General features: G+C 47.8%; 24 protein-coding genes. 10 read left to right on the top strand and 14 right to left on the bottom strand.

The features are described 5' to 3' along the window. Positions 1-247: 247 nt before the first annotated feature. Complete coding sequence (locus tag C3B52_RS23390; protein WP_103108798.1) at positions 248-724, top strand: chemotaxis protein CheW; 477 nt, start codon at positions 248-250, stop codon at positions 722-724. A gap of 122 nt (positions 725-846) precedes the next feature. Then, positions 847-1,743 carry a M23 family metallopeptidase gene (locus C3B52_RS23385; protein ID WP_103108797.1) on the top strand — a complete coding sequence of 299 codons (897 nt, stop codon included), beginning with the start codon at positions 847-849 and terminating at the stop codon, positions 1,741-1,743. Positions 1,744-1,898: 155 nt separating this feature from the next. On the opposite strand, the gene C3B52_RS23380 is transcribed toward C3B52_RS23385, so the two are convergent. The 7 genes from C3B52_RS23380 to C3B52_RS23350 all read right to left on the bottom strand — a co-directional run bounded on the left by C3B52_RS23380 (position 1,899) and on the right by C3B52_RS23350 (position 8,272). Then, positions 1,899-2,567 (bottom strand): hypothetical protein, encoded by a 669-nt coding sequence (locus C3B52_RS23380; RefSeq protein ID WP_103108796.1) that lies wholly within the window; start codon positions 2,565-2,567, stop codon positions 1,899-1,901. A 49-nt stretch (positions 2,568-2,616) separates the two neighbouring features. Further along, a complete protein-coding gene (thpR, locus tag C3B52_RS23375) occupies positions 2,617-3,213 on the bottom strand; it encodes an RNA 2',3'-cyclic phosphodiesterase (protein WP_103108795.1) in 597 nt (198 codons plus the stop codon). 92 nt (positions 3,214-3,305) lie between these two features. Continuing rightward, positions 3,306-3,794, bottom strand: coding sequence for a hypothetical protein (locus C3B52_RS23370; RefSeq protein ID WP_103108794.1), 489 nt, complete (start codon positions 3,792-3,794; stop codon positions 3,306-3,308). A 149-nt stretch (positions 3,795-3,943) separates the two neighbouring features. After that, positions 3,944-4,984, bottom strand: a complete 1,041-nt coding sequence (locus C3B52_RS23365; RefSeq protein WP_103108793.1) for a hypothetical protein — start codon at positions 4,982-4,984, stop codon at positions 3,944-3,946. A gap of 4 nt (positions 4,985-4,988) precedes the next feature. Continuing rightward, on the bottom strand, positions 4,989-5,789 hold the full coding sequence (gene surE, locus C3B52_RS23360; RefSeq protein WP_103108792.1) for a 5'/3'-nucleotidase SurE: 801 nt from the start codon (positions 5,787-5,789) through the stop codon (positions 4,989-4,991). A gap of 107 nt (positions 5,790-5,896) precedes the next feature. Next, entirely contained in the window at positions 5,897-6,322 is a 426-nt protein-coding gene (locus tag C3B52_RS23355; RefSeq protein ID WP_103108791.1) for a TerB family tellurite resistance protein, read from the bottom strand. Between the two features lie 114 nt (positions 6,323-6,436). Then, positions 6,437-8,272, bottom strand: coding sequence for an SgrR family transcriptional regulator (locus C3B52_RS23350; protein WP_235615832.1), 1,836 nt, complete (start codon positions 8,270-8,272; stop codon positions 6,437-6,439). A 139-nt stretch (positions 8,273-8,411) separates the two neighbouring features. On the opposite strand from C3B52_RS23350, the gene C3B52_RS23345 reads away from it, so the two are divergent. Further along, a complete protein-coding gene (locus C3B52_RS23345) occupies positions 8,412-9,635 on the top strand; it encodes an MDR family MFS transporter (protein WP_103108790.1) in 1,224 nt (407 codons plus the stop codon). A gap of 13 nt (positions 9,636-9,648) precedes the next feature. Here the strand turns inward: C3B52_RS23345 and C3B52_RS23340 are convergent, their stop codons facing one another. From C3B52_RS23340 to C3B52_RS23320, 5 genes are all read right to left on the bottom strand, one after another. Next, positions 9,649-10,446, bottom strand: a complete 798-nt coding sequence (locus C3B52_RS23340) for an ABC transporter ATP-binding protein (protein ID WP_103108789.1) — start codon at positions 10,444-10,446, stop codon at positions 9,649-9,651. Then, a complete protein-coding gene (locus tag C3B52_RS23335; RefSeq protein WP_103108788.1) occupies positions 10,439-11,371 on the bottom strand; it encodes an ABC transporter permease in 933 nt (310 codons plus the stop codon). Before C3B52_RS23335 ends, C3B52_RS23340 begins: the two co-directional genes overlap by 8 nt. 27 nt (positions 11,372-11,398) lie before the next feature. Further along, positions 11,399-12,457 carry an ABC transporter substrate-binding protein gene (locus tag C3B52_RS23330; protein WP_103108787.1) on the bottom strand — a complete coding sequence of 353 codons (1,059 nt, stop codon included), beginning with the start codon at positions 12,455-12,457 and terminating at the stop codon, positions 11,399-11,401. 92 nt (positions 12,458-12,549) lie between these two features. Further along, complete coding sequence (locus C3B52_RS23325; RefSeq protein ID WP_103108786.1) at positions 12,550-13,560, bottom strand: ABC transporter substrate-binding protein; 1,011 nt, start codon at positions 13,558-13,560, stop codon at positions 12,550-12,552. A gap of 192 nt (positions 13,561-13,752) precedes the next feature. Next, the gene (locus tag C3B52_RS23320) at positions 13,753-15,078 is read right to left on the bottom strand and encodes a hemolysin family protein (RefSeq protein WP_103108785.1); all 1,326 of its coding nucleotides are present in this window, start codon (positions 15,076-15,078) and stop codon (positions 13,753-13,755) included. Positions 15,079-15,221: 143 nt separating this feature from the next. Here C3B52_RS23320 and C3B52_RS23315 point away from each other — a divergent pair, with 143 nt between their 5' ends. The 7 genes from C3B52_RS23315 to C3B52_RS23285 all read left to right on the top strand — a co-directional run bounded on the left by C3B52_RS23315 (position 15,222) and on the right by C3B52_RS23285 (position 23,000). Then, positions 15,222-16,886 (top strand): DNA repair helicase XPB, encoded by a 1,665-nt coding sequence (locus C3B52_RS23315; protein ID WP_164684888.1) that lies wholly within the window; start codon positions 15,222-15,224, stop codon positions 16,884-16,886. A 52-nt stretch (positions 16,887-16,938) separates the two neighbouring features. After that, entirely contained in the window at positions 16,939-17,508 is a 570-nt protein-coding gene (locus tag C3B52_RS23310; protein ID WP_103108784.1) for an RNA polymerase sigma factor, read from the top strand. Then, positions 17,489-18,889: a hypothetical protein gene (locus C3B52_RS23305; protein ID WP_103108783.1), complete on the top strand. Its 1,401-nt coding sequence runs from the start codon at positions 17,489-17,491 to the stop codon at positions 18,887-18,889. The genes C3B52_RS23310 and C3B52_RS23305 overlap by 20 nt, the downstream gene beginning before the upstream one ends. Positions 18,890-19,079: 190 nt before the next feature. Next, complete coding sequence (locus tag C3B52_RS23300) at positions 19,080-19,559, top strand: DUF6530 family protein (protein ID WP_103108782.1); 480 nt, start codon at positions 19,080-19,082, stop codon at positions 19,557-19,559. A gap of 1 nt (position 19,560) precedes the next feature. Further along, positions 19,561-20,769, top strand: a complete 1,209-nt coding sequence (locus C3B52_RS23295; protein ID WP_103108781.1) for an MFS transporter — start codon at positions 19,561-19,563, stop codon at positions 20,767-20,769. Between the two features lie 18 nt (positions 20,770-20,787). After that, positions 20,788-21,930 (top strand): AAA family ATPase, encoded by a 1,143-nt coding sequence (locus C3B52_RS23290; protein WP_103108780.1) that lies wholly within the window; start codon positions 20,788-20,790, stop codon positions 21,928-21,930. Next, positions 21,918-23,000 (top strand): vWA domain-containing protein, encoded by a 1,083-nt coding sequence (locus tag C3B52_RS23285; protein ID WP_441299880.1) that lies wholly within the window; start codon positions 21,918-21,920, stop codon positions 22,998-23,000. Before C3B52_RS23290 ends, C3B52_RS23285 begins: the two co-directional genes overlap by 13 nt. Before the next feature lie 71 nt (positions 23,001-23,071). Here the strand turns inward: C3B52_RS23285 and C3B52_RS23280 are convergent, their stop codons facing one another. Beyond that, positions 23,072-23,332: a YusU family protein gene (locus tag C3B52_RS23280; protein ID WP_103108779.1), complete on the bottom strand. Its 261-nt coding sequence runs from the start codon at positions 23,330-23,332 to the stop codon at positions 23,072-23,074. Positions 23,333-23,365: 33 nt separating this feature from the next. Beyond that, positions 23,366-24,049 (bottom strand): class I SAM-dependent methyltransferase, encoded by a 684-nt coding sequence (locus C3B52_RS23275; RefSeq protein ID WP_103108778.1) that lies wholly within the window; start codon positions 24,047-24,049, stop codon positions 23,366-23,368. Between the last annotated feature and the right edge of the window lie 8 nt (positions 24,050-24,057).

The raw sequence follows: 24,057 nt of genomic DNA, 5'->3' as shown, positions 1-24,057 counted from the left end.
TTTTGATTTGAGGAAATTAGGCTCTAAATGAGCAGACTGACAGGCAGGACTTGTCGGTCTATTTTCTATTATGGCTTTTTCTTCAAAGGAAAATTGGTTCGTCTTACTTTTCATGCCTCGACTCTCGAACGGGCCATCGGTACTGGGACAGATGACGGAGCTCGCACAAGAAAAACCTCACTGGATAGGTTTGTCCATGGTACAATATGGGTAAAGAATGGAAAGTGGTCCGGGGAGGAATGTTTGTATGGAACTGACACAACGAAGCAATGCAGCGGAATGGGATACAGAAGGAACGACCGCCCAATCCATTTTGTTCAAAATGGGGAATGAGTATTACGGACTTCCCATCTCGTTAGTACGTGAAATTATCAAGCCTTTGCCAGTAACTCGCTTTCCAAAATCACCGCTTTATGTGGAAGGGGTTATTGATCTGCGCGGACGGATTTTGCCGATCATCAACCTGCCGAAGATGTTCGGGTTGGAGGCAACACCTGAAACAGATGATACACGCTTCGTCGATTTGCAATTAGAAGGGCTGGGTATCGGAATTATCGTGGAAGCTGTGTCAGAGGTCTTGAATATTCCCCAAAAGCTGATTGAACCCGCACCGCCGATCATCGCGGGTGTGGACGGCAAGTATTTGCAAGGGATTGCCCGTATGAATGACAAGCTGATCATGCTTTTGGATGTGGATGAAATTTTTGGACAGTGGAAAAAATAATACTCGTTTGCCCGTCTAGCCCAGACCATCAATGGTTCTGGGCTTTTTCGTCCAAGAAACCTCCCTGCCGTGCCATCCGTACTATATGATTGTACTTATTTGGACTCGGAGTGTGATTTGCTGTGACCACCTGCGATATTTCCGCGATTGCTGAGCGTATTCCGCTTGCATGTACATCTGGACAATTTGAACTGCTCTATGAAGCGTGCAGTATCGCTTTTCGCGAAGAAGTGAGCAAGGAGGAGTTTTGTTCCTATGCTTCTGCGTTTCATCACGATATCATCCACTATCAATCCGAGCCTGCTTCCGTCGTTTCTATCGGCGGGATTGTGCGCTACGTCTGGATCACAGACAATAATCAAAAAGGCTTGTCAGCAGCCATAGATACGTCAGGTACGATTATCGGGCTTCGTCTGACTCACCTAACCGAACATCCGGCAACAGACCAGGCAAAGAGCCATTTTCGTTATCGTCTCCCCTTTCATGGGAGGTGGTTCACCTATTGGGGTGGGAAAAATGAGCTGATTAATTATCATTACGCCTATGAAAATCAGCGCTACGCCTTTGATTTTATCATCCTGGACCATGGCCGTTCTGCAACAGGAGATCCACTCCTCAATGAAAGCTATTTCGCATACGGTAAACCTATTTTAGCACCGTGTGCAGGCAGAATCGTCCGTGTGGTAGACGACATCCCTGACAATGCGCCAGTCGGAGTGAGAAACGAAGAGCAGCCAGCGGGAAACTATGTGGAAATTGATCATGGGCATCACGAGTTCAGTCTGCTCGCCCATTTACAATACCACTCCATCGCAGTTGGTCCAGGGGATTATGTACAAGCTGGTGATGTCATCGGATTGTGTGGCAACTCTGGCAACTCAAGTGAGCCCCATCTGCATTTTCAAGTCTCCAATGGGTCTGAGCTGCTTGCAGCCAAATCAATTCCGATTGTCTTTGAAAATGGTCTTGAACTCGTTCAAGGTATGTCAGTGGAAGGCACCACAGTACGGATCTATTAAACCAAAATAAAAAAACCTCTATCGAGGACTTTTCAAAGATGGGCGACCGCGTTTTATGGGTTGGTTATTATGCTCTACGAAATCATAAGCGGCACGCTCACGATTTCCTACACGTTAAAAAGGGCGGGAGCTTTTCCCGCCCTTTTCCTCACTTCTCACTCCCTTCCACCACTCGCCAAATATGCGTAATTGACCCATACCATTTCTTCGATTCCCAGAATCTCCTTAAACAGGTCTACTGAGTCGTATAACAAAGAAGCCCCGGTCTCGTCATCCACGTCAGTCAATAGCTGCAAGTCAAAGAGCGAGCGCAGTTGTTGCACCTGTTTTGGTCCCGTGATCCGGTTAAAGGATTGCGGCCTGATTCGGGTAATCCCTTTCCCAATCTCTCGCCGATACAACTCCGAACGCACAACCCGATCCAATATGTCCTCATACTTTTGGCGAACGTCCTCGCTGTCTGTAATCCTTTCCTGCAGGTTTACATCCGGATAGAGCCGACCAAATTCCTCCTCTGCCATCTCGACGTCAAGTGAGTAGCTAATCGTTGCAGAGGATACTTCATAGCCGGCATCGAACAACCGAAAGCCCCAGCCGTTGTCTTCCGCATCATGAAACCATAGGAGCGGCACGTAGTGCTTCGACAGCTGCAATAAAAATTGGACGGTCGATGAGGTTTGCAGCCACTCATCCTGCAGGAAAAAAGCGTTCCAGTCGCCGTTGACGTTTCTGTGGAAGTATGACTGATCGATCTTGGACAAGGCAATCAGTACTTTCGGTTCGTATTTGCGTGGATAAAGAATGCCGGTCGTGAACTCACCCATTCGTTTTCCACCGCTTTCTGGAAGGCTTTCCCTAATCACTCTTCATATTCTATTCAGGTACCGCTTGTTTTTTGCTGTGATCTTTATCAAACGTGCTCGTATGTATAATCGTATGTACCGCTCCTGTCGGCAACAGCTCGGACCGGTACAGATGCACATTCCTCGCCTTCCACTGTGGAGGTTCCAATGCCAGATATCTGTCATTCCATTCATCGAGTGGCAATCCGTTTTCCTGCTCTTCTGGTCCGTGCGCCAGGGTAACATGTGGACGATAGCGTTTTCGATCATAGGCTAAGCCCTGATGCAAATCAAACCGTTTTCCCAGCAAAAGATGCAGTTGCTTTAGCGAGCTTACCTGGCCGCGCAGCCCGAGCCACAATACTCGCGGTTTATCCGCATGCGGAAAAGCGCCAAACCCTCCGACGCGCAAGGTGAACGGATTGATAATTGCACTGACAATATCCATATCCTCGCATATCGCGGGCACAAGATCTTCTTTGACATCACCTAAAAAATGCAGGGTCAAATGCAAGTTATGCAAAGGCTGCCAGCGTCTCACGCTGATTTCCTGCTTGAGTCTCGACTGTATGTCAGCCATGTACGCTGCCGCTTCTTGTGGTATGTCTAACGCTACGAATAAACGCATGAGTCAATCACCTATCCTCTTTTGGACAAATGCTACCTAAACGAAAACAAATAGCCCTCCCTGATCGGAGAGCCATTCTTCCATTGCTTCTTTTAAGCAGCGAGCATCTTTCCGGTTACGATGCCCAGTACACTGCGTACGTATTCACCGAGCCTGCCTGAACCGGGTTGATACATAAATCGGATGGTCAATTCGACGTGACCGATGTGGCCTGCAGGGGGAATGTTCCAGAAAAGGTCCACTTCGCCATACAAAATTTCTTCAATACGCTGCTTTTTCGCTTCCATATCCAGCGTAGGATCGTGTGACAAGGAGAATTTCATCATAATAGAAAATGAATCCGTTTGTGCCTCGACATCATCACGAACGTTTAATTTGCCATGAATGGCGACTAAGCCTGACTCTCCCCACAATGTGTATTCCAGTAACGCCTGGAATTGTGGATGGACTTGCAGTTCCAGAGCTGGAAATCCCCTTTCAATTGTAAGCGAGTGACGCCCTGCCACTTGCTCAATATCCTCTTGAAAACGGTGGGCGCAATCGGAAACAACCTGAAAAACATCGGGTTTAACAGCGTACATCGTCGTCACCTCTCCCCAGCGGATTATCTGTACTACTTAATTTCGAAATCCCCCTTGTCGTATCCTTTGTTGAAAAATGACTTATTTACCCTTATTTCATCGAAGCGCAAAAAATTCCTATGAAAACATTTTTCACAATGTTTCAACAATCACATGTATGGATTAGGAACCGCTGGAAACGCTTGCGTAAACAAGCTGCCGAGATGCTCCTGAACCGTTTCATCCAGCTCCAAATGATAGAGCTGCCCGCTTTCATAGCGCAAAAGCGGAAAGGCTCCAAGCTGAAGCGGAGTGGCGTCCTCAGTTTGTACGAATTCGGGCAGCGTCATCAAAAAGCGAGAAAAGGGATTCGCTTCATCCTCTGACATATGTACCACCTCAAACAAATGAGCAAGGCTCGGGGTCACCACCAAACGAAACTGATCGTCCCGTTCCGCTGCCCACACTGTAAAGGAGGAATCTCTTACCTCGCTGCGGGAGTGCCTGCGCATCACCCAAACGGCTTGTTTGACCGTGCTCATCAAAAGGTGCTGAGCTTCCTCTTCCCCATGAGCCGCCAGCATCCTTTTGTACTGTAAAACAAAGGCCGTGCCAGCTTCCAGAAGCACAGTGTCAGGCAAGGTCAATGCGGATATCGTCTGTGTATCTTCTTCCCGGACCTCGGCAGCCTCTGGCATCGACTCGGGTTTGCCGTCGTAAAGCGAGCGTATCATTCCATGTGTACGCGCTAATTCATCCGTAGAAAAATGAATATCCTCCGAATAGATGTGAGTCATCTGTCCATCTTCATAGGCAAGATAGTGAAGATACGTAAACGGCTGCTGCAGGATCGTTAGCGCCATAAATCTTTCCTCTGCTGAGAGTATATCAAAGCTAAGCGGAAAGCCAAGCGGCTGCAAAGGATCGGTAAGCGTCCAAATGACCGCTAGCAATTTATTTTGATAGGTCTTGAATTCGATCGAAACAGCATCTCTTGTTTGCTCACTAAAGGCATCCACGGTTTCAAATACCAAATAAAGCTCGACCTCACCATGTCCGTTTAACCGGGTGAAATACGGGAGTCCGTCTTCCTCTACCAGTTTGTATAGATCATGATATTTTTCCTTGTCCAAAACTTCTCCCTGGGTGCTTTCATCAGGAGAAAGCAGGGTTGAATCCGGTGTCAGCTGCGGAAAAAATTCATTCTCCATCCCGTTATTCCTCTCGCTTTCCCCACTCTTTTACGAAAGACCACTCTCCCATTTCCTGCAAAAAAGCCCGATCGGTCGCGTCAATGTGGACAGGCGTGACCGCGATGTAATCATGCTTGACCAGATCATAATCAAGCGGCTCGGCAAGCGGCATAACCTCAGGATATTCACGGGTCAAAAAGTATCCTTCTGCCTCTTCACTGTATTTGTCCTCATAGTGATTCATGGAGAGCGTTGCAGGCACAATGCCTTTGATTTTGTTTAGTGGAACATGCGGGATGTTGATATTCCAGAAAACATTCTGTGGCAGCTCCCTTTTTTGTGCCTTTTCACGAAATTCCTTTACCAGCGGTTGTATCATCTCAACTACTTCGCCGTAGTTATCCTGATCGAACCAGTTATCGTAGGAAAGGGCAATCCCAGGTATTCCGAGCAGTACAGCTTCACGGGCACCACTGCATGTTCCTGAGTAATAAATATCTCTGCCCAGGTTTGTCCCGACATTGATCCCGGAAAAAACGATATCCGGCTTGTGGCCATCTTCAAACAGCAAATAGTAGGCGGACTTTACACAATCGGCGGGATTCCCGTTAATCGCCCATGCCTTTACCGGCAAACCGTAAAAATCGCGCTTCTCTGGAGCCAGTGCACTCCGATACGTCACACCATGACCTACCCCGCTTTTTTCCTCCACAGGGGCAACTACATAGATTTCTGCGCCTTCCAGGGTGAGTAAAGCTTCTGTTAATCTTCTAATCCCCTGTGCATCAATGCCGTCGTCATTCGTAACTAAGATTCGAAACATACGTTTCCTCCTTCATCGTGGCACAAATACTCTCATATTCACTATTCCTGTACACTTCCTATTGTACCAAAAAAGTGAAAGGACCCCAATTGAAATGGGGCCCTTCCCTAGTCTCCGACGATTTCCTTCCAACGCTCGCGCCAAGCGATGCCTTCGCGAATCCATTCTTCTACTTGTGCCTGCTTTTCTTTTGATATACCGATGAGAGAGGCGATCCTCGCAATTTCCCTCGTCTCCATGGCAGACAGCTTGCGATCAATCAGCGCCATGTGGTACAGCTTACGCATCATGATTAGCTTTTCATTTTGCGTGAGGTCCACCAAATCTTCGACGATCACTTCTGGACGTTTCGGATAATCCAGATCATCCATCAAAATTTGCCGTTCCTTTAACGTAAAATGCTCCGCATTCACAATATCATGAATTTGATCGAATTCTTTATTTCCTATATAACCGTCTGCATGTCCGACGCATATCATTAATCGAATCGAAGCAAACAAAATATGTTTGTCCTTTTCCGTTCTTGTAAACAACGCGCACTTCCTCCTCCAAACGTGGTGATGTCATGTTATCGATAAGAATATCTCTCTACGTAATTATACGATGAAAGAGGAAAGCGGTTTCACACTAAATTGTGACATTTTTCGCTAAGTCTTGACAAAAACACGAGTAAAGTCTACCCATCCATATGCATCCAGGCTAATTCCTGATAGACGGGGATGTGCAAGCATCTCTACTCGATTTGAATACAACGGAACAAATGTATGCCATTCATCAAGCAATTCTATCATTCTCGTCATAAAAGCTTGCCTCTCCTCTCGTGTTTTGGCTAGTCCCATCCATCTCATGATTCGATCCACTGCTTCTTTTTGTTCCTCATTTAGATGATGTGTGATACTCAACGCATCTGCGTATAAAAACTCCCGTAAGGACAGCTCGCTTCGCTCATCTACATTAGCGCTGTCTACAACCAGATCCGCTGCCTCAAGAACAGCTGGCTTCGCTAGCTCCTCTGGCTCCGCATATACAATCTCGATATTGACCCCGAGCGCCTTACATTTTGCTTGAATCCATTCTGCATCTTCCACATGATCCAGATCAGGATACGTATACAGTTGCAGCAGTTCTCCATCATACCCTAACCCATTCCATGCCTTTAGCACTTGAGCAGAATCCTCGCACCTCTCATCACTGCGCTCGAGAAAGGGGCCGGTTGTCCCCCAGGCAAATACAGGCTCCCTCATTCCCTTCAAGTCGTCGCACAGCTCATTCGGTAAAAGGATTCCCGCGAGCCATTTACGAAAGGCATGATTTCGCAACGGACCATTTTTTGCGACATTGAAGCTGACGTATTGAAAGCAGTGCTCTTGCCTCGCAAGTCCTCTCCACGATACTTCATCCTGTTCGAGCTTATGATCTCCCGAAGTGACAGGGAGCAGAAGCTGCGTACGGTCCAATCCCTTCGCCATTTTCTTGTCCTCTGGCAGCTCTGGCACACACCAGATTTCAATCCGATCTAAAAACGGACGGCCCCCAAAATAAGGCTGAAACGCCTCCAAAACCAGCATCGAATCATCATTGCGCACAACGCGAAAAGGTCCTGTCCCCACTGGCATCTGCGCAAACTGTGCTCCCATCTGATCGGCGTAATCGCGAGGAACGATGGACATGTATTCTTTACTGAGCGCCTCTAAAAAGAGCTCATCGGGTGTATCAAGTGTAATGACAACGACATGATCGTCTTTGGCGACGGCGGATAAAATGGAGGCCGTCAGCCAGCGATGCTTGGACCGCTCTTCTTGTAATCGCTGCAAGGAGAAACAGACATCATCTGCCGTAAGCTGGCGTCCGTGATGAAATAAGACGCCTTTGCGCAGAAAAAAGGTCCACTCCCGTCCTGTCTCATCTACCTCCCAATAAAAGCTTAATTGCGGCTCAACAGTCTTCGCGACTGGATCAAAGCGGACGAGACAATCAAACAAATGCTTGACCAAATGAGTTTGTGAGCGTAGGAGAACATGAATCGGATCAAGTCCTTGAAACGGATGATCAAAGAACAAGCGCAGCGTATCGACTCTACTATTCTCCTTTTCCCTCGTCACACGAAGTCCAAACTGACTGCTCATCCACAGTGAGTATCCTGCTGCAAGCGCTGGCCACTCCCTTTGATACTGATCGATCAATTCCCGCGATGCTTTGATTTCGCCTTTTTGCACCATTTCTTTGGCCACACTCAAAACCACATCTGCTGGCAACAGCAAACAAGTGAGTACTGAGCGATTCCCTCTGCCTCTTCCTGGCTGCCAAATAAGCCAGCCCTGCTTCTGCAATTTTTTAACGATCAAGTTTGCATTGCGCAGGGTACAAAACAAACGGGTCGCGACTTCCGCCAGGGATATTTCTTGCGGCTGACCCAGAGCTTCTTCGGGAAAGCCTGCACATATTCGAATGTACTGCTCCACTAGCTGCACTTTTTTGAACACCACCCATCACTCTAAAAAACATGAAAAAATATTACCCATAATCGTACGCTTTTTCTCCGCGCTGCGCCACCGTACAATTTGATAAAAATCGGCATGCTGCAATTGTCCATTTGCAAGTGTGATAGAAAGGACCCATTCTATGACCAACCCTCTACGCTCGATTCATCGCTTCATCGCAACCTATCCACCCGTGATTTGGGTTCGCCTGTTCGGAGAATTGCTCACTTCGCTGTCGAGTGCTATGATCGCTCCGTTTTTAGTCCTGTACTTAAGCGAGAAAATCGGCAGCTCGATTACGATGACCATGATCGTGATCGGACTGCAGCCCCTTTCGGAAATCTTCATTACGCTTGTTGCTGGGGGGATAACCGACCGCTTCCGGCGCAAGCCTGTGATGCTCGTTGCGCTCTTTTTACAAGGCATCGCGATGCTGGGAATGGCATGGGCTGATTCCATGGCTGCCTTTGCTGTATTGTACCTGTTGAACGGTGCAGGACGCTCACTGTTCATTCCTGTGAGTCGTGCGCACCTCGCTGACACCATCGCTTCTGCGCAAATGGCAAGTGCCTTTGCTCTGTTGAACACGGCGCATAGCATTGGCGCAGCCATCGGACCGTTGATCGGTGTCATGATTTATCAGTTTGATCCTGCACTCGCCTTTTTGTTTACGGCTATCTCGCTATTCCTGTACACGATTGCGGTCTTGTGGAAAATCCCAAATACCGCGCTACCACAGTACACCGAGACTGTTGCTACGGATCAACCCGCTACCGGCTCTTTTCAGGCGTATCGACCTGCACTCGCCATTATGATGCTGTCCTTGCCGGTCAGCCTGTTCTATGCACAAACGGAAACAAACCTGCAGCTGCATTTGAAAAATACGCTTCCTAATTACTTGCAAACCTTGGCACTACTCATATCGGTAAAAGGAATACTGCTGCTCTGCTTTGAATTTTTGCTAGTGAAATGGACACAGCATCTGAATCCTCGTCTGCTGATTGCAGGCTCCTACCTGTGCTTTTTCGTAGTGGCACTCGGCTACGCATTCCTGGACAGTGCTCCTGCGCTCATCGCCCTTCAAGTGCTGCTCGTGATCGGAGAAAGTATCGGAATCACCCAGCTATTGGCGTTTGTCACGCGTATCTCCCCTGTATCGATGCGAGGGCGATATTTTGCCATAACAGGTACACACTGGGATATTTCCCGTTCTTTAGGTCCGTACCTAGGTAGTCTTGTACTGCTTCATTATGGAGGCGCGATGCTGTTTACAATCGTGGCGGCAATCTTGCTGGTAGGCGCGTGGGCAATCCATTCCTATCTTCGAAGCAAAGAAAAAGCCCTCCCGTTAAAACAGGAAGGCTGATAGTAGATTACGTTTACGTCAACAGGAAACGATCTTCGTTTAAGCTTTCTCCACCGCGAGCGGTCTCAAATGCTCGCAGCAAATCCTGTGGCTTCATCGTGCGTTTTTTCTCGTCAGGAATATCCAGAATGATGCCGCCATCGTGTAGCATCAACAGACGATTTCCCATGTTGAGTGCTTGTTCCATGTTGTGTGTAACCATGATCGTTGTAAGCTTAAATTGATTGACAACCTTCTCGGTCAAATCGACAATCAGTGCCGCACGTTTTGGATCGAGTGCAGCCGTATGCTCATCCAGCAACAAGATTTTTGGCTCTGTAAAGGTAGCCATCAAAAGACTGAGCGCCTGACGCTGTCCACCTGAGAGAAAACCGACTTTGGTTTTCAAACGGTTTTCCAAGCCCTGGTCGAGTTGCTTCAGCTGCTCTCGGAACAGCTCTCGCTTATCGTTGTTGACACCGAAGGAAAGCGAGCGTCGTTTTCCTCGGCTAAGCGCGATGGCCAGATTTTCTTCAATCGTCATATTTGGAGCGGTACCTGCCATCGGGTCCTGGAATACACGACCGATTAGTCCTGCTCGCTGATGCTCACCCATTCGAGTCACATCTATGCCGTCGATTGCAATCGTACCCCTATCCGGGATCAAGCCCCCGGAGATCATGTTCATCATCGTGGACTTACCAGCACCGTTACTACCAATCACGGTGATGAACTCACCGGGCTTGACGTCGAGATTCACGTTGCGCAGTGCTACCTTTTCGTTGACCGTGCCAGCATTAAATACTTTATTGACTCCAGAAATTTTAAGCATCGCTGCTTCCTCCCTTCACCGCGCGCATCGCCGGTTTTTTCCAAATGCCCTTGGCAATGGTCGGAACCGTCAGTGCGATAATAACGATCAAGGCAGTGATCAGCTTCATGTCAGACGGGTTCAAGCCTGCTTGGAGCGCCATAGCGATAACCAGGCGATACACGATTGAACCGAGAATAACAGCAAGCGTGACGCGGAAAATAGAGGAGCTTCCAAACAGTACTTCCCCAACAATAACAGAAGCAAGACCAATTACGATCATACCGATCCCCATACCGACGTCTGCAAAGCCCTGGTACTGGGCTACCCACGCACCCGATACAGCTACCAGACCGTTAGACAGTGCCAGACCGACGATTGTCGTCGTATCGGTATTCACTCCGAAGCTGCGAATCATCTTCGGGTTATCACCTGTAGCGCGCAAATCCAGTCCAAGGTCTGTATGAAGGAACCAGTCAATAATAAACTTGAGGACCATTACACCAATCAAAAATACCAAGGCAACTCCGGTGATGAGGGTCACTCCACCGACTGTCAGATTCGGGATGCTCAGATTCTGAACGAAGGTAAAGAGTGTATCCTCACGCAAAAGCGGCAGGTTGGCTTTGCCCATGATTCTCAGGTTCACTGAGTACAGGGCGATCATAGTCAAAATCCCTGCCAACAATGCGTTGACTTTGCCTTTGGTGTGCAAAATACCGGTAAAGGCTCCCGCCAACCCGCCGACGACAAACGCCAGCAGGGTGGCCAGAAACGGATTGGTTCCATCAATGATAAACTTAGCTGCAATAGCGCCGCCCAAGGCAAAGCTACCGTCAACAGTCAAGTCAGGTACGTTTAGTACGCGGAAGGTAAGGTAGACGCCCAGGGCCAAAATACCGAATAGCAAACCCTGTTCGATTGCTCCCATTATTGCCAAATTCATGAAGAAGTCCTCCTGTTGCTGCGTTTATTACTCTACCACTTCTCCTGCGCGGTCGAGCATAGCTTGCGGAATGGTCACTCCCATTTTTTCCGCTGCTTTTTTGTTCAATACGAGTTTCATGTCTGCTTGCATTTCTACTGCCATGTCCGCAGGCTTCGCTTCACCCTTCAGGATTTTCGTAGCCATATCAGCTGTTTGCTCACCCAGCTTGGTGTAGTCGATACCGTAAGTAGCGATCGCTCCGCTCTTCACAGAGTTTTCTTCACCAGCGATAACAGGGATTTTTTGTGATTCAGCTACACCCAGGACTGCTGCGATGGAGGATACGACCATGTTGTCTGTTGGTACATAGAAAGCATCTACCTTGCCTACCATTGATTCAGCCGCTTGCTTAACTTCAGTAGCACTTGTAATCGCTGCTTCACGGATGGTCAGACCAAGCTTGTCAGCAACTGCTTTTGCTGCATCTACTTGAACCTTGGAATTCACTTCGCCGGAGCTATAGATAACACCTACTGATTTTGCATCTGCTTTCAATTCCTTGATGAGCTTCAATTGCTCTTCTACCGGGTTCATGTCAGACGTACCTGTTACGTTAGCGCCTGGCTTGTCCATCGCTTTGACGAGACCTGCTTCTACTGGGTCGGTTACTGCTGTAAAGAGAATTGGAATCTCTTTGCTCGTTTGAGCGGCAGCTTGAGCAGTTGGCGTTGCGATTGCAAGTACCAGATCTACTTTGTCTGCCTCAAATTTTTGTGCAATAGAGATTGCTGTATCCATGCTCGCTTGTGCGGATTTCACATCGATTTTCACTTGCTTGCCATCTTCAAATCCGTTTTTCGCCAGTTGCTTGACGAAGCCTTCACGGGCAGCATCCAGCGCAGGATGTTCTACAAATTGAGAAATCCCGATCGTCAATTGCTTGGTTTCAGTTGAAGGGGCCGGTGCAGTTGTTTCGGTAGCAGGAGCTGCAGGCTGATTGCTTGCTGGAGCAGCACCCTGCTGGCCACACGCTGTGACGGACAAAAGCACCAAAGGAAATAAAATACTCTGAATAATTTTGCTAGTTTTTTTCTGTTTCAACATCTGATAAATATCCCCCTTGAAAAATTTTTTTCTAATCTTACCACGTTTAAAAAACTTTTAAAAGAATAAAAAGAGAGCATGAAGCTCTCTTTTTACTTGATGATTTCTTTCGCCTGCTGTTTGAGTGCCTCAGTTACAGGGAGACCAAACTTAGCAGCTGCTGTTTCGTTGATGTATAAGTCGGCCTGCTTGGAAACTTCTACAGGAGTATCTGCTACAGTCTGGCCTTTCAGCACACGTGCAGCCATTTCCCCTGTTTGTTTGCCAATTTGATAGTAATCAATACCATAAGTGGCAACAGCGCCGCGTTTTACGGTATCTGTGTCAGAGGCAAAAACAGGAATCTTGTTTTGCTCTGCCACTCCGAGGACTGCTTCAAATGACGAAACTACCGTATTGTCGATCGGGATAAACATGGCGTCTGTTTTTCCAACGAGCCCCTGAGCTGCCAATTGTACCTCTGACAGTTGGGAAATACCCGCTTTGACAATTTCTACGCCTTCTTTGCTGGCTGCTTCCTCCAAGTCCTTCACCTGTACTTCCGAATTGACCTCGGATGTGGTGTAGATAACTCCAAGCTTTTTCAGCTCAGGCATAAAGGTCTTGACCAGCTTCAGTTGTTGTTCCATGGAAACTTTGTCTGACGTACCGGTCACATTTTTGTCTGGTTTTTCCAGTGTATTGACCAGTTGAGCCGAGATTGGGTCTGTTACGGCACTGAAAAGCACGGGTTTATCAGAAATCGCCTTCGCTGCTGCTTGTGCTGACGGCGTAGCAATCGCAATCACCATATCCTTTTTATCACCTGCATACTTCTGGGCGATGGAGACAGTGTTATTCATATCACCGTGGGCGTTTTGCGAATCTACTTCCAGATTCTTGCCCTCTTCAAAACCGGATTCCTTCAAGCCATCCAAAATCCCTTTATGGATTGCATCCAGCGCCGGATGTTCTACGAATTGCGTCAATCCTAGCTTCACAGTCTGCTGTGCGCCAGCATTTGCTGCTGTCGATTCTGTTTTTTCCCCTGTTGCTTGGTTGCCACATGCTGCCAATGAAAATGCCAACAATGCTGCCAGTCCCATAGTTGCTACTCGTCTCATCTATACTTCCTCCTCTAGGCTCTGCTTGCTTTGATTGCCCTCTGGCAATCAAGCTGTATTGTGTTGCGCAAAGGCAACTTGTGTCCAATTATAGCATATTATTTTGCATTGAAAAGTTCTTTTGCTCAATAAATTATGCGGTTTTCCCCAGAAAATAAAGCCAGACTGGTTCTTTTAGACTAGCTTGTCGAATCACTGCTGCTCTTCCTCGAATTTTGTCGTATTTTCTTCCAGTTTTTTTACCACTACCCGCGTAATTCGATAATGATCGACCTCGTGCACCAGAAACTCGTAATTCCCCCAGCGAACCACATCTCCCACGCGCGGCGGATGATCAATTTGCATATAGATCCAGCCGGCCAGTGTATCCACCTCGCTCGACTCCAGGTCGATATCCAAATAATCGCTGGCTTCCTCCAGCAGCATTCGTCCATCAAGGGAGAGCAGATCATCACGTTGCTCGACCTCTGGCCGTTCATCGTCAAATTCATCCTGAATATCTCCTACAATTTCTTCCATTATATCTTCAAGCGTAACGAGGCCTGCCGTTCCCCCATACTCATCGATAATAATCGCCATTTGTCCCCGCTGCTTTTGGAGCATGGTTAACAAACGGCTAATGGAAATCGTTTCTGGTACGGTCAAGATCGAGCGCATCAATGTCTCGAGATCGTTCCTCTCTCCCTCCAGTAGTCCTGTCAGCATATCCTTGATATGCAAGCTGCCAACCACATGGTCCTTGTCTCCGTCCACAACCGGATAGCGAGTGAATCGCCCATTTTGGACCAGCCTAACATTTTCTTCAAATGGATCACGCACATTCAAAACGACCATATCGGTACGCGGTACCATAATCTCACGAGCCATCGTTTCGGAAAAATCAAAGATGTTGTCAACCAGCATCAGCTCTGTATTGTCGATCAACCCGCTTTTATGACTCTCATTGACCAAAATGCGAATCTCTTCCTCTGTATGTGCTTCCTGGTGCGGCTCCATAGAAATATGAAAAAGAGCGAGAAAACGGCTAGCCGACCAATTAAGAAGCGCGATAAACGGGTACATGACTTTATGAAATAACGAAATGGGCTTCGCAATCGCAAGCACCACCATTTCTGTCTTTTGGATCGCCAGTGTCTTTGGCGCCAACTCGCCCAACACAATATGCAAAAAGGTAATAACCGAAAAAGCCAATATAAAGGAAATGCTCGTGACTAGCGTATCGTTTAGACCAAAATAGTGAAAAACTGGATGCAGCAGCTTCGCGATCGCCGGCTCACCCAACCAGCCGAGACCGAGTGAAGCAAGGGTAATTCCAAGCTGACAAGCTGACAGGTACGCATCCAAATTAGATATGACCTGCTCAACATGAACGGCTCTCTGGTTCCCTTCTGCCACCAGCTGCGCAATACGTGATTCCCTCACCTTTACAACCGCAAATTCGGTCGCCACGAAAAACCCGTTGAGGAGGACGAGGATCACGACCAACACCAGATTAAACAAGCTGCCCCATACTGCCATGTCCCGCGTTCATCCTTTCCGTCGGTACTTTGGGTTATTCTTTCCCACGACAGGACGAATGTTACCTGTTCGTTTTTCTTTCTTTTCGTGATTGTGATACCATAGTTCTGATTCATTATGCTTTTTTTAATGAGGTGAGTCTCTTGTCTTACCGTCCAGACCTACCGATGATCGTTCAGAGCGATCGGACGATTTTACTGGAAACGCAGCATCCATTATTTACCGAAGCAAGACAAGCCATCCATGGTTTTGCTGAGCTCATCAAAAGCCCGGAATACATTCACACGTACCGCATAACCCCTCTGTCACTTTGGAATGCGGCAGCAAGCGGCATAGAGCCTGAACGAGTGTCAGAAACGCTTGGTACATACAGCAAATACGGTGTCCCGCCGACCATTGTCAAAGAAATTTCTGAGACGATGCGAAAATACGGTCTGATCAAATTGGAACGATCAGGTGACACGCTCGTATTAACCAGTGAGGAACCACTCCTGCTCGCGGAGCTCTTCTCTTATAAATCAATTGCAGAGTTGTTTGACGAACCGTATAAATTGAAGCCCTATGCACGCGGCTTGATCAAGCAGGAGCTAATCAGGCTAGGCTACCCCGTGCAGGATGTTGCAGGCTACAACTCGGGTGAAGCCTGTCCGATTGGTCTGCGCGAAGTGAGCTCACAAGGCAGACCCTTTTCACTTCGTCCGTACCAGGAGGAAGCTGTCAGCGCTTTTTATTCAGGCGGAGAGGCAATCGGTGGAAGTGGCGTACTAGTCCTTCCCTGTGGTGCTGGAAAAACGGTTATCGGCCTGGGAGCGATTTGCCAATTACAGACAGCGACTTTGATTCTAACCACCAACACCACCTCAGTCCGCCAATGGATACAAGAGCTACTGGACAAGACTGGACTTGATCCCGCCATGGTTGGCGAGTACACAGGCGATTGCAAGGAAGTAAAACCCATTACTGTGGCGACTTATCAAATTTTGACCTACCGCCCTGCCGCTGAAGAAGAATTTCCTCATATGAGACTCTTTTCAGAGCGTGACTGGGGCCTTATTATTTACGATGAGGTTCATTTATTGCCTGCTCCTGTTTTTCGCGTTACCTCCGGCATCCAGGCTACTCGTCGCCTCGGTCTGACGGCAACCCTCGTTCGGGAAGACGGACGAGAAGAAGATGTATTTACGCTGATCGGTCCGAAAAAATACGAGATTCCTTGGAAAACAATGGAGGAGCAGGGCTGGATCGCCGAAGCTCGCTGCCAGGAAATTCGTCTCCCCTTTGAAGCAAAGTGGCGAGAAGCGTATGCCCATGCCAGTGCCCGGCAAAAATTTCGTATTGCTGCTGAGAATCCCCGAAAGCTAGAGGTGGTTCGCCAATTACTTGAGCGTCACGCGCAGGATCGTGTACTGATCATCGGCCAATATGTGGACCAGCTGGACCTGATGGCTACCGCCTTGCAGCTGCCGCTCATAACAGGAAAAGTGCCAGAAAAAGAAAGAGAAGCTCTGTATAGTCAGTTTAAAAAAGGGGAAATCACGCGCTTGATCGTATCAAAGGTGGCCAACTTCGCTGTCGATTTACCGGACGCCAATGTGGCAATTCAAATATCCGGTACATTCGGCTCCAGACAGGAAGAGGCCCAGCGTCTCGGACGAATCCTTCGCCCTAAGACAGACGATAACAAAGCGCATTTTTATACATTAGTCACACGTGATACGAGAGAGCAGGAATTCTCGCTTCATCGCCAGCTTTTTCTCGTAGAACAAGGCTATCCATACGATATTATAGAGATGGAGGCGCTGGTCTGAAACGTTTTAAAAAAACCAGCGTCACATAGAGGGAAGGGAGGCCGGAGATTCAATGCAATCCGACGCCGAAATCATTCAGCGGATTCTTCAAGGCGACATCGAAGGGTATCGCGACCTCATCCAGCGATATCAGCATATGATCTACGTATTTATCTACAAAATGGTGAACAATCGCTCCGATGCAGAGGACATTACTCAGGAAGTTTTTGTAAAAGCGTATGAGAAGCTCTCTACGTTTCGCGGGGACAGTCAATTTTCGTCCTGGTTACATACGCTGGCACGAAATAAAAGCATCGACTTCCTACGCCGACGGAAATTTCACGATTCCGACGAACAGCTCGCTTACGTACCATCTACTACTCGTGACGAATCTCCGCAGGAATCGCTCATGAATAAAGAACAGCGTCGTGAAATCGAAGAGGCGTTTGCCTTGCTGTCGGACTCCTATCGTGAAGTAATCGTGCTTCGGTGCACGCATGAATATCCGTTCGAAAAAATCGCAACACTTCTCGGCATTGCCGAGTCTACCGCCCGCGTTCGCTACCTTCGCGCTCGCCAGGAACTCGCAAAATTGTTAACCCGCAAGGAAGGGGGGCTCGTACATGAACTGCCAGGCATTTAGAAAAGCATGGCTAGATCTAGATGACACGGATAGCGAAACGCTCTCCCACATAGAAACTTGTGAGGATTGCATCGTCTGGATTGAAACACAAATGACAACAGAAGAGGAGGTGCAGTTCTTGAAAGAGGTTCCTTTACCACAAGCGAACCTGGAAGAGAGAATCATGCAGGCAATTTACGAGACTGCCGGGCAAAATTTGCCCCCTCATGCCGCAACGGTATCTCTACAACCACCTACACCAATTACCAGCAAGCGCAAGACAAAAGGCTTCCCTTCATTCGCCTGGGTCAGCGCAGCTGCTGTTCTGTTAGCAGTAGGATTCATGGGTTATCAACAGCTTCAAACCGATCAGATACAAAGCGCTTCTCAACTGGAAACTAGCCCAACTACCGCAGCGAATGGCGCAGTGAATTACAAAATGGCTATGGAACAGCCTGTAACGAATGCACCTGCTTCTTCACCTCCAGAGTCAGCCGTGGAAAAAAGTGCACCGCCAAGCGAAGCGCCATCACTGAAACAGTCGACGGTAGAGGAAAATACGGCGATTGCAAAGGAGACGCCACCAGCCGCACCAGCTCAAGCAAAAATTGCCACTTCCCCACTAGAAGGGGCGATTGCTATGGAGAATCAACAGTCCAAGGCTGCTCCTCCGGAAACTCGTGCGACCAATAAAGAAAGCAGAGTGCCCATGGTGGCTCGCAATAATGGAGCTGAAAAGCCTGCTTCTGAACCGAAAACAAACAGCCAGAGCTCCACTGCTGTTGCCCCAGACGACAATCCGTCAGCAGGAGCTACTGCCGATGCCAACCCATCCATTGCTGGCAGCGAGCAAGCATTCGGAATTACTGCAGCAACCGTTCCTGATTCAAAACAGGACGTTTCGACTGAAAACGCTCTGGTAGGTCCACCTGTGCCAGCTGCTAAACAACAGATCACTTTGTCTACCTTTTCAGATGTAGATACCGCTGTACAAGCATCCGATATGCCCGTTCCGGTATTGCCGACTACAACGAATGGATTTGCGATGAGCGATATTTCCATTCAGTACGAATCGGAAACGAGTACAAAGGTTGCTCACCTGGCAGCAAACTATAATCGGAACAAGGATTGGATTAAGGTCGAGGTCGTGCGTAATACGCAAGGAAAACGCAGTCTATCCATTCCAGGTACGTTTTCTGCTACCCAGTTGTTTAGTATTAATGGAGAGCAAGCGATTGCTGTATCGTATGAACAGCATGACAAAAAAGATTCAGCTGTCCAGCATGCCGTTCATTTCAATGCACAAACAAATAATCAATCTGTCTATGTAGTCATAACTGCACACGGCGTTCCTTTGGATGAATTGATCGATGCATCCAAGCAAATTACCTGGAAGCCGTAAAGTAAATATGTTAGGACGCAGCCCGTTTCACGCGGGGCTGTGTCCTTTTTTTATTTGTCCAACGCTAAAACCTCACACATGAAAAAGATAAATTGATCATTGACTTTTATAGACATTTAATTAAAATGTTTATTAAATAACAAACCAAAAACGAATTCGTTTGTTAAAAATCACTGAGAGGATGAATACAATGAAAAAAATGACTGCACGCAATCATAATCCAGTTATCATCTCTGAAAACTACGATATGGTAGATGGTCGATTCGCCCGAAGCGCTGACGCTCAAAGCCTTTCTCTAGGCGTGTTCCAGGAGGGTGGCCTGCGAAGTGCCATGGTTACTGCTAAAGTATCCACAAATACAGAAGAAAATGAATCCGAACACTCAGAGGTGCTGCCTCTCCATCGAGTCCTTGACTTATCCATTCTGATCTGTCGGACATTGACCCATTTCCGCGATGCCTATCGTTACGAGCATTTTTATGATTTAGAGAAGCCCGTCCTCGACCGAATCGGCCTGCAGGGAGCTGCCCTCAATGTTGCCGTTTGTACGGATAACGAGAACATTCACGAAGATATGAAACGATTTAGTCAGGCGCTGATCAATGATGATGAGTTAATCGGAGAAAGGCTGCGTACGTTGTCAAGATTATTAAAAGAAATGGGGTATTAGCTTGTTTTCCAATCGCTACGTTCGAACGATTATCATCTCCAGGGTGCTGCTGCAGCTTGGAATCTGGATTCGAAATTATGCTGTCCTGCTTTTTATAACAGAATTAACCAATAATGATCCGGTATCGATCTCACTTATTTCCGTTGCCGAATTTGCGCCGATCTTTCTCTTTGCCATCATAGGCGGGACTTTTGCCGATCGTTGGCGTCCAAAGCGGACGATGGTCTGGAGTGATCTGCTGTCTGCTTTGTCCGTCGTAGTGGTACTGCTTGCGATTATGAATGGCGGATGGATTGCCCTTCTGATCGGATCGTTTGTTTCCGCCAGTCTGTCTCAATTTTCTCAGCCGTCAGCCATGAAGCTGTACAAGCGGCAACTGCCAAGCGAACAACTGCCTAGCGTGATGGCTCTGTCTCAAACGATTGTCGCCGTCTTTACTGTTTTGGGTCCGGTGATCGGAACCTTTATTTTCATCCAGTTTGGCATTGAGGTACCTCTTATTTTGACTGCCGTACTGTTCCTAGGATCATCCCTAGTATTATCTACACTCCCTCAGGACACAGAAGAACCTCGGTCCAGCAACACATCCAGCATTTTGCAGGAAATGAAGGCAGGCTTAGGTTATATCAAAAACAATCAATCCTTGCGAACACTTAGCATGACTTTTGCGGCTGTCGGATTGGCAGCAGGACTGACCCAGCCCCTTCACATCTTCATTGCCATGGAAAATTTGGGTCAAGACAAACAATTTCTGCAGTGGCTGGTGATGACAAATGGGGCGGCAATGCTGGTAGGTGGGATCGCCATTATGGGGATAGCCAAAAAGGTAAAGCCACAGCTCTTGCTCTTGATTGGTCTTTCCATCAACTCTGTCTGCACAGTCGGTATTGGCGTCTCTACGAGCATTTGGGTGACTATTGTCTTCTTGGTGATCAGTGGTTTGTTTTATCCTTGCATTCAAGGTGGAATCCAGACGCTGATTGTACGAAACACCGAAGGGCCATTCATCGGCCGTGTATCTGGAACGATTACTCCCGTCTTTATGGGGATGATGGTGATCGGTATGTTCCTCTCCGGCTACCTGAAGGATGCTTTCTCCCTGATGACCGTATTTATGGTCAGCGGAGGTTTGACTGTAGTCGGGGCGCTGCTCTTGACGCCGATTATTGCCCAGAAAAGCAGCACGGCACAAAAAAGAACTGCATCATGACGAATAGGAGAAATTTTTATGAATAACCACGAGCATTATGTGTTGTCCCCGGCACGCCTGCTGACGGATGACGAACAAAAGCTAGTCTGGAAAAAGCCTGCCTCGCATAGGGTTAGTGAGGCAGAACAACGGATCAGTGCAGAGGTAAAACGCAACTGGGATCGCAAAGAAATGAAGATCACCAACATTTTATTAGAGGGTGACGCGGGTTCCGGTAAGACGCAGCTTGCCAAAGCGTTGTCGGCTAATTTTAGACTTCCGTATACAAAAGTGACTTGCTTTGCCGATATGGATAAATCCGATATTATCGGTGCCATTTTGCCGGTCATTTCCTCCGACCGTTTAGAAAGGCTGGAGCGTGCAGACCAAATCGCTTTAAAAACGTTGTATGCAAGTGACAGTTTTCATAGCGCAACGGAAATATTGGTCGACGCTCTGGGGATAACTCATGAGGCTGCCGCCATTAAAATGAAGCAATTGCTGAAGCTCGCTGAGGAGACACCGGAAAACGAGGCGGTAGAATATCGCTTCTACCCTTCCGAAATCGTGAGGGCCTATAAGTATGGCTACCTTTTGGAAATACAAGAACCAAACGTCATTCGGGATGCCGCCGTATTAATGGCGCTCAACTCTGCGCTGGAGTCAGATGGCAGCATCAATCTGCCAACAGAGATTGTCCGCAGGCATCCGGACTTCATAACGGTCATCACGGCCAATCGAAGCTATGCCGGGGCAAGACCACTTAACGAAGCGCTACGCGACAGGATTCAGCATGCGGAAAAAATGGACCTGCCGACGAAAGAAATCATGATGGAACGAGCGATGTCCAAAACGCGTTATACGGATGAAAAGGTATTGGCTGTTTTAGCAGACATCATTATTACCCTAGACAAAGCAACCCGGGCCAATGCGATTAAAGGCGTAGCTGGCATGCGCTCTTATTTCTACTGGACGGATGCTGTCGCCAGAGGTGCTTCAGCAAAAGAATCTCTTTACCACAAGGTCATCTACAAGATCACAACCGACAGTGAAGAAATCAAGCTTTTGGAAGAAGCTCTGAAAAATCACGGTTTGTTTGCCGCCTTGGAGGAAGCCACGGTGGACGAAAAAAAAAACGAAATCGTGACGAGGAAGTCGAGATCAAGTCATTGGGAAGTATAGACGATACTGCTTTTGACAAAGACGACCACGCAGAGAAAAACGGGATCATTCTAAAAATGTCTGCGGATAGCGACGAAGGCTCTGCTTTTTCTGCTGATGATACAGCGAAAATGGAAAGCTCGGATTCTGCCGGGAACGGCTCTCCCACCTATCACCAAACAAATCCTGAGCCTATCTCAGAGGAAGCGAAGCAAAAAGAACGTGATTTCCGTAAGAAGCTGAACCAGACAGCAAGAGAGATTGTCTCTGATTCCATCCATCAAAAGGTGAAGCTGATCGTTCATCGTCCAGAGTACGATTCGGAAAATCAGCAGCATTACGTTCGACTAAGTAACGGCCTCATTCCGATTGTGCGGGAAATTGCCAGAGGGACACTCCCGCTGCTCGAGCATGAAACATCCTCCGAATTTGCGCGGAACCATTATTATGGAAGCAAATTTCAAGCAGACAGCGTTGCTTACAAGGATTATCGGTATTTTTCCAAGAAGCGCCCTCCCACCGACTCCCCTTCCCTTGCTGTTGGAATACGGGTTGACGAATCAGCCTCCATGTCCGCTTTTGGAAGATTGGAAGCAGCTAAGCGAGCAGTCATTGCGGTCTACGAATACTGTCAAATGTGCGATATCCCCATCCTAATATATGGTGATACAGCAGATGTTTCCAAGCTGGAGCAAATGTCGATCTTTGCCTATACGGACTTTGACAAGCCAGATGCCCAAGATCGATTCCGACTGATGAAAATCTCTGCCAGAAGCAACAATCGCGATGGGATGGCACTGCGCATCATGGCAGAAAGATTAGCGGTCCTGCCGCATCAAACAAAACTGCTCATCAGCATTAGTGACGGTCAACCACGAGCAATGGATGTCTATACCGGAAGCCTTGCCGCGAATGACATTAAGCAAACCATAGACAGCTATGAACGAAGGGGAATTACGTTTCTGGCAGCTGCCATTGGCCAGGACAAGGATGTCATCAGTGAAATCTATGGCAACGAGAGATTTTTGGACATTACCGATCTGCATGAATTTCCTGCCAGGCTAGTTCGAGTAATCGCCCGTTATTTGTAAGTTTACAGCCTATGAAAAAGCGAAAACACCAGTCTATGACAAAGCGTCGGACTGGTGTTTTTCCTAAGTCATTAGTGCTTTTGATTTTTCGTCTGATTCCACTGCTTGATCTGTTCAATGATTTCCCGAATCTGATTGCGGGCATCCTGATGGTCTGGCTCACTCGCCCAATGCTGAATGAGTGGTGGCATTGCTTTGGACATATGCGTATAAAGGCACCATACCTTGACCATTTCGACACGCTCTGGAGTAGCTTCCCCAGTTAACAGCTCTGTGAATTTGTACAACAGATCGTCTAGTTCTGGTACTAGCACTTCTTTATTATTTTCCATGGATAATTCCTCGCTTTCATACTTGTCAGTGGGTTAGCTGTCTCTTTGCGGTTTCGCTATAATCAATAAAGACAGCGGTCTTCCTGTGCGCGGATGGATAGGCTCTGTGCAGCGAACAAGCTCAAGACCAGCCTTTGGCAGTTCACTGAGCCAAGCGCTCATCGTCCGATAATACCAAGGCATCGCTGATTTGTAGCCTTCCCCCATCCCTGTGAACGATTCTTCTCTCCACCCGATCTCATAGCGCTCCTCAGCAGTTAGGTTATAGGGGTGCAACGTATGAATGACGATCACACCATGCGCCGTTAGGATCGTTGAAAGTGCCTGCAGCAGCTCAGTTATCTCTTCAGAAAGCAGCGAAAAATTGCATACAGCAAGGTCAAAATCAGTGCCAAACTGAGCTGGTTTCTGGCAGAAATCCGCGTAGCTCAGCTGATGAAAGCTTCCCCCACCAGCAGCTTGAGCTACCTGAACCAGCTCCCCACTGCCTTCGATCCCGACTACTTCCATTCCACGACTATGTAAAGCTCGTGCTAGCCAGCCTTCCCCACTACCTACATCCATCACTTTACGCGGGTTAAACGAAACGATTTCATCAATAACTGCCTGATCAGTCGAAAGCTTGCGACTTTCAATCTGGTTTTGCCGTACAGATTGAGTCCACGCTTCGGCATTCGCGATCCAGCTCTTTTCTAATTGGCGCTCCTTCTCATTCATCGTCAGCT

The organism is Brevibacillus reuszeri (assembly GCF_002897295.1).
Lineage (GTDB): Bacteria > Bacillota > Bacilli > Brevibacillales > Brevibacillaceae > Brevibacillus > Brevibacillus reuszeri_A.
Note: the sequence above shows the minus strand (reverse complement) of the source record. Positions and strands in the feature narration are given on the sequence as shown.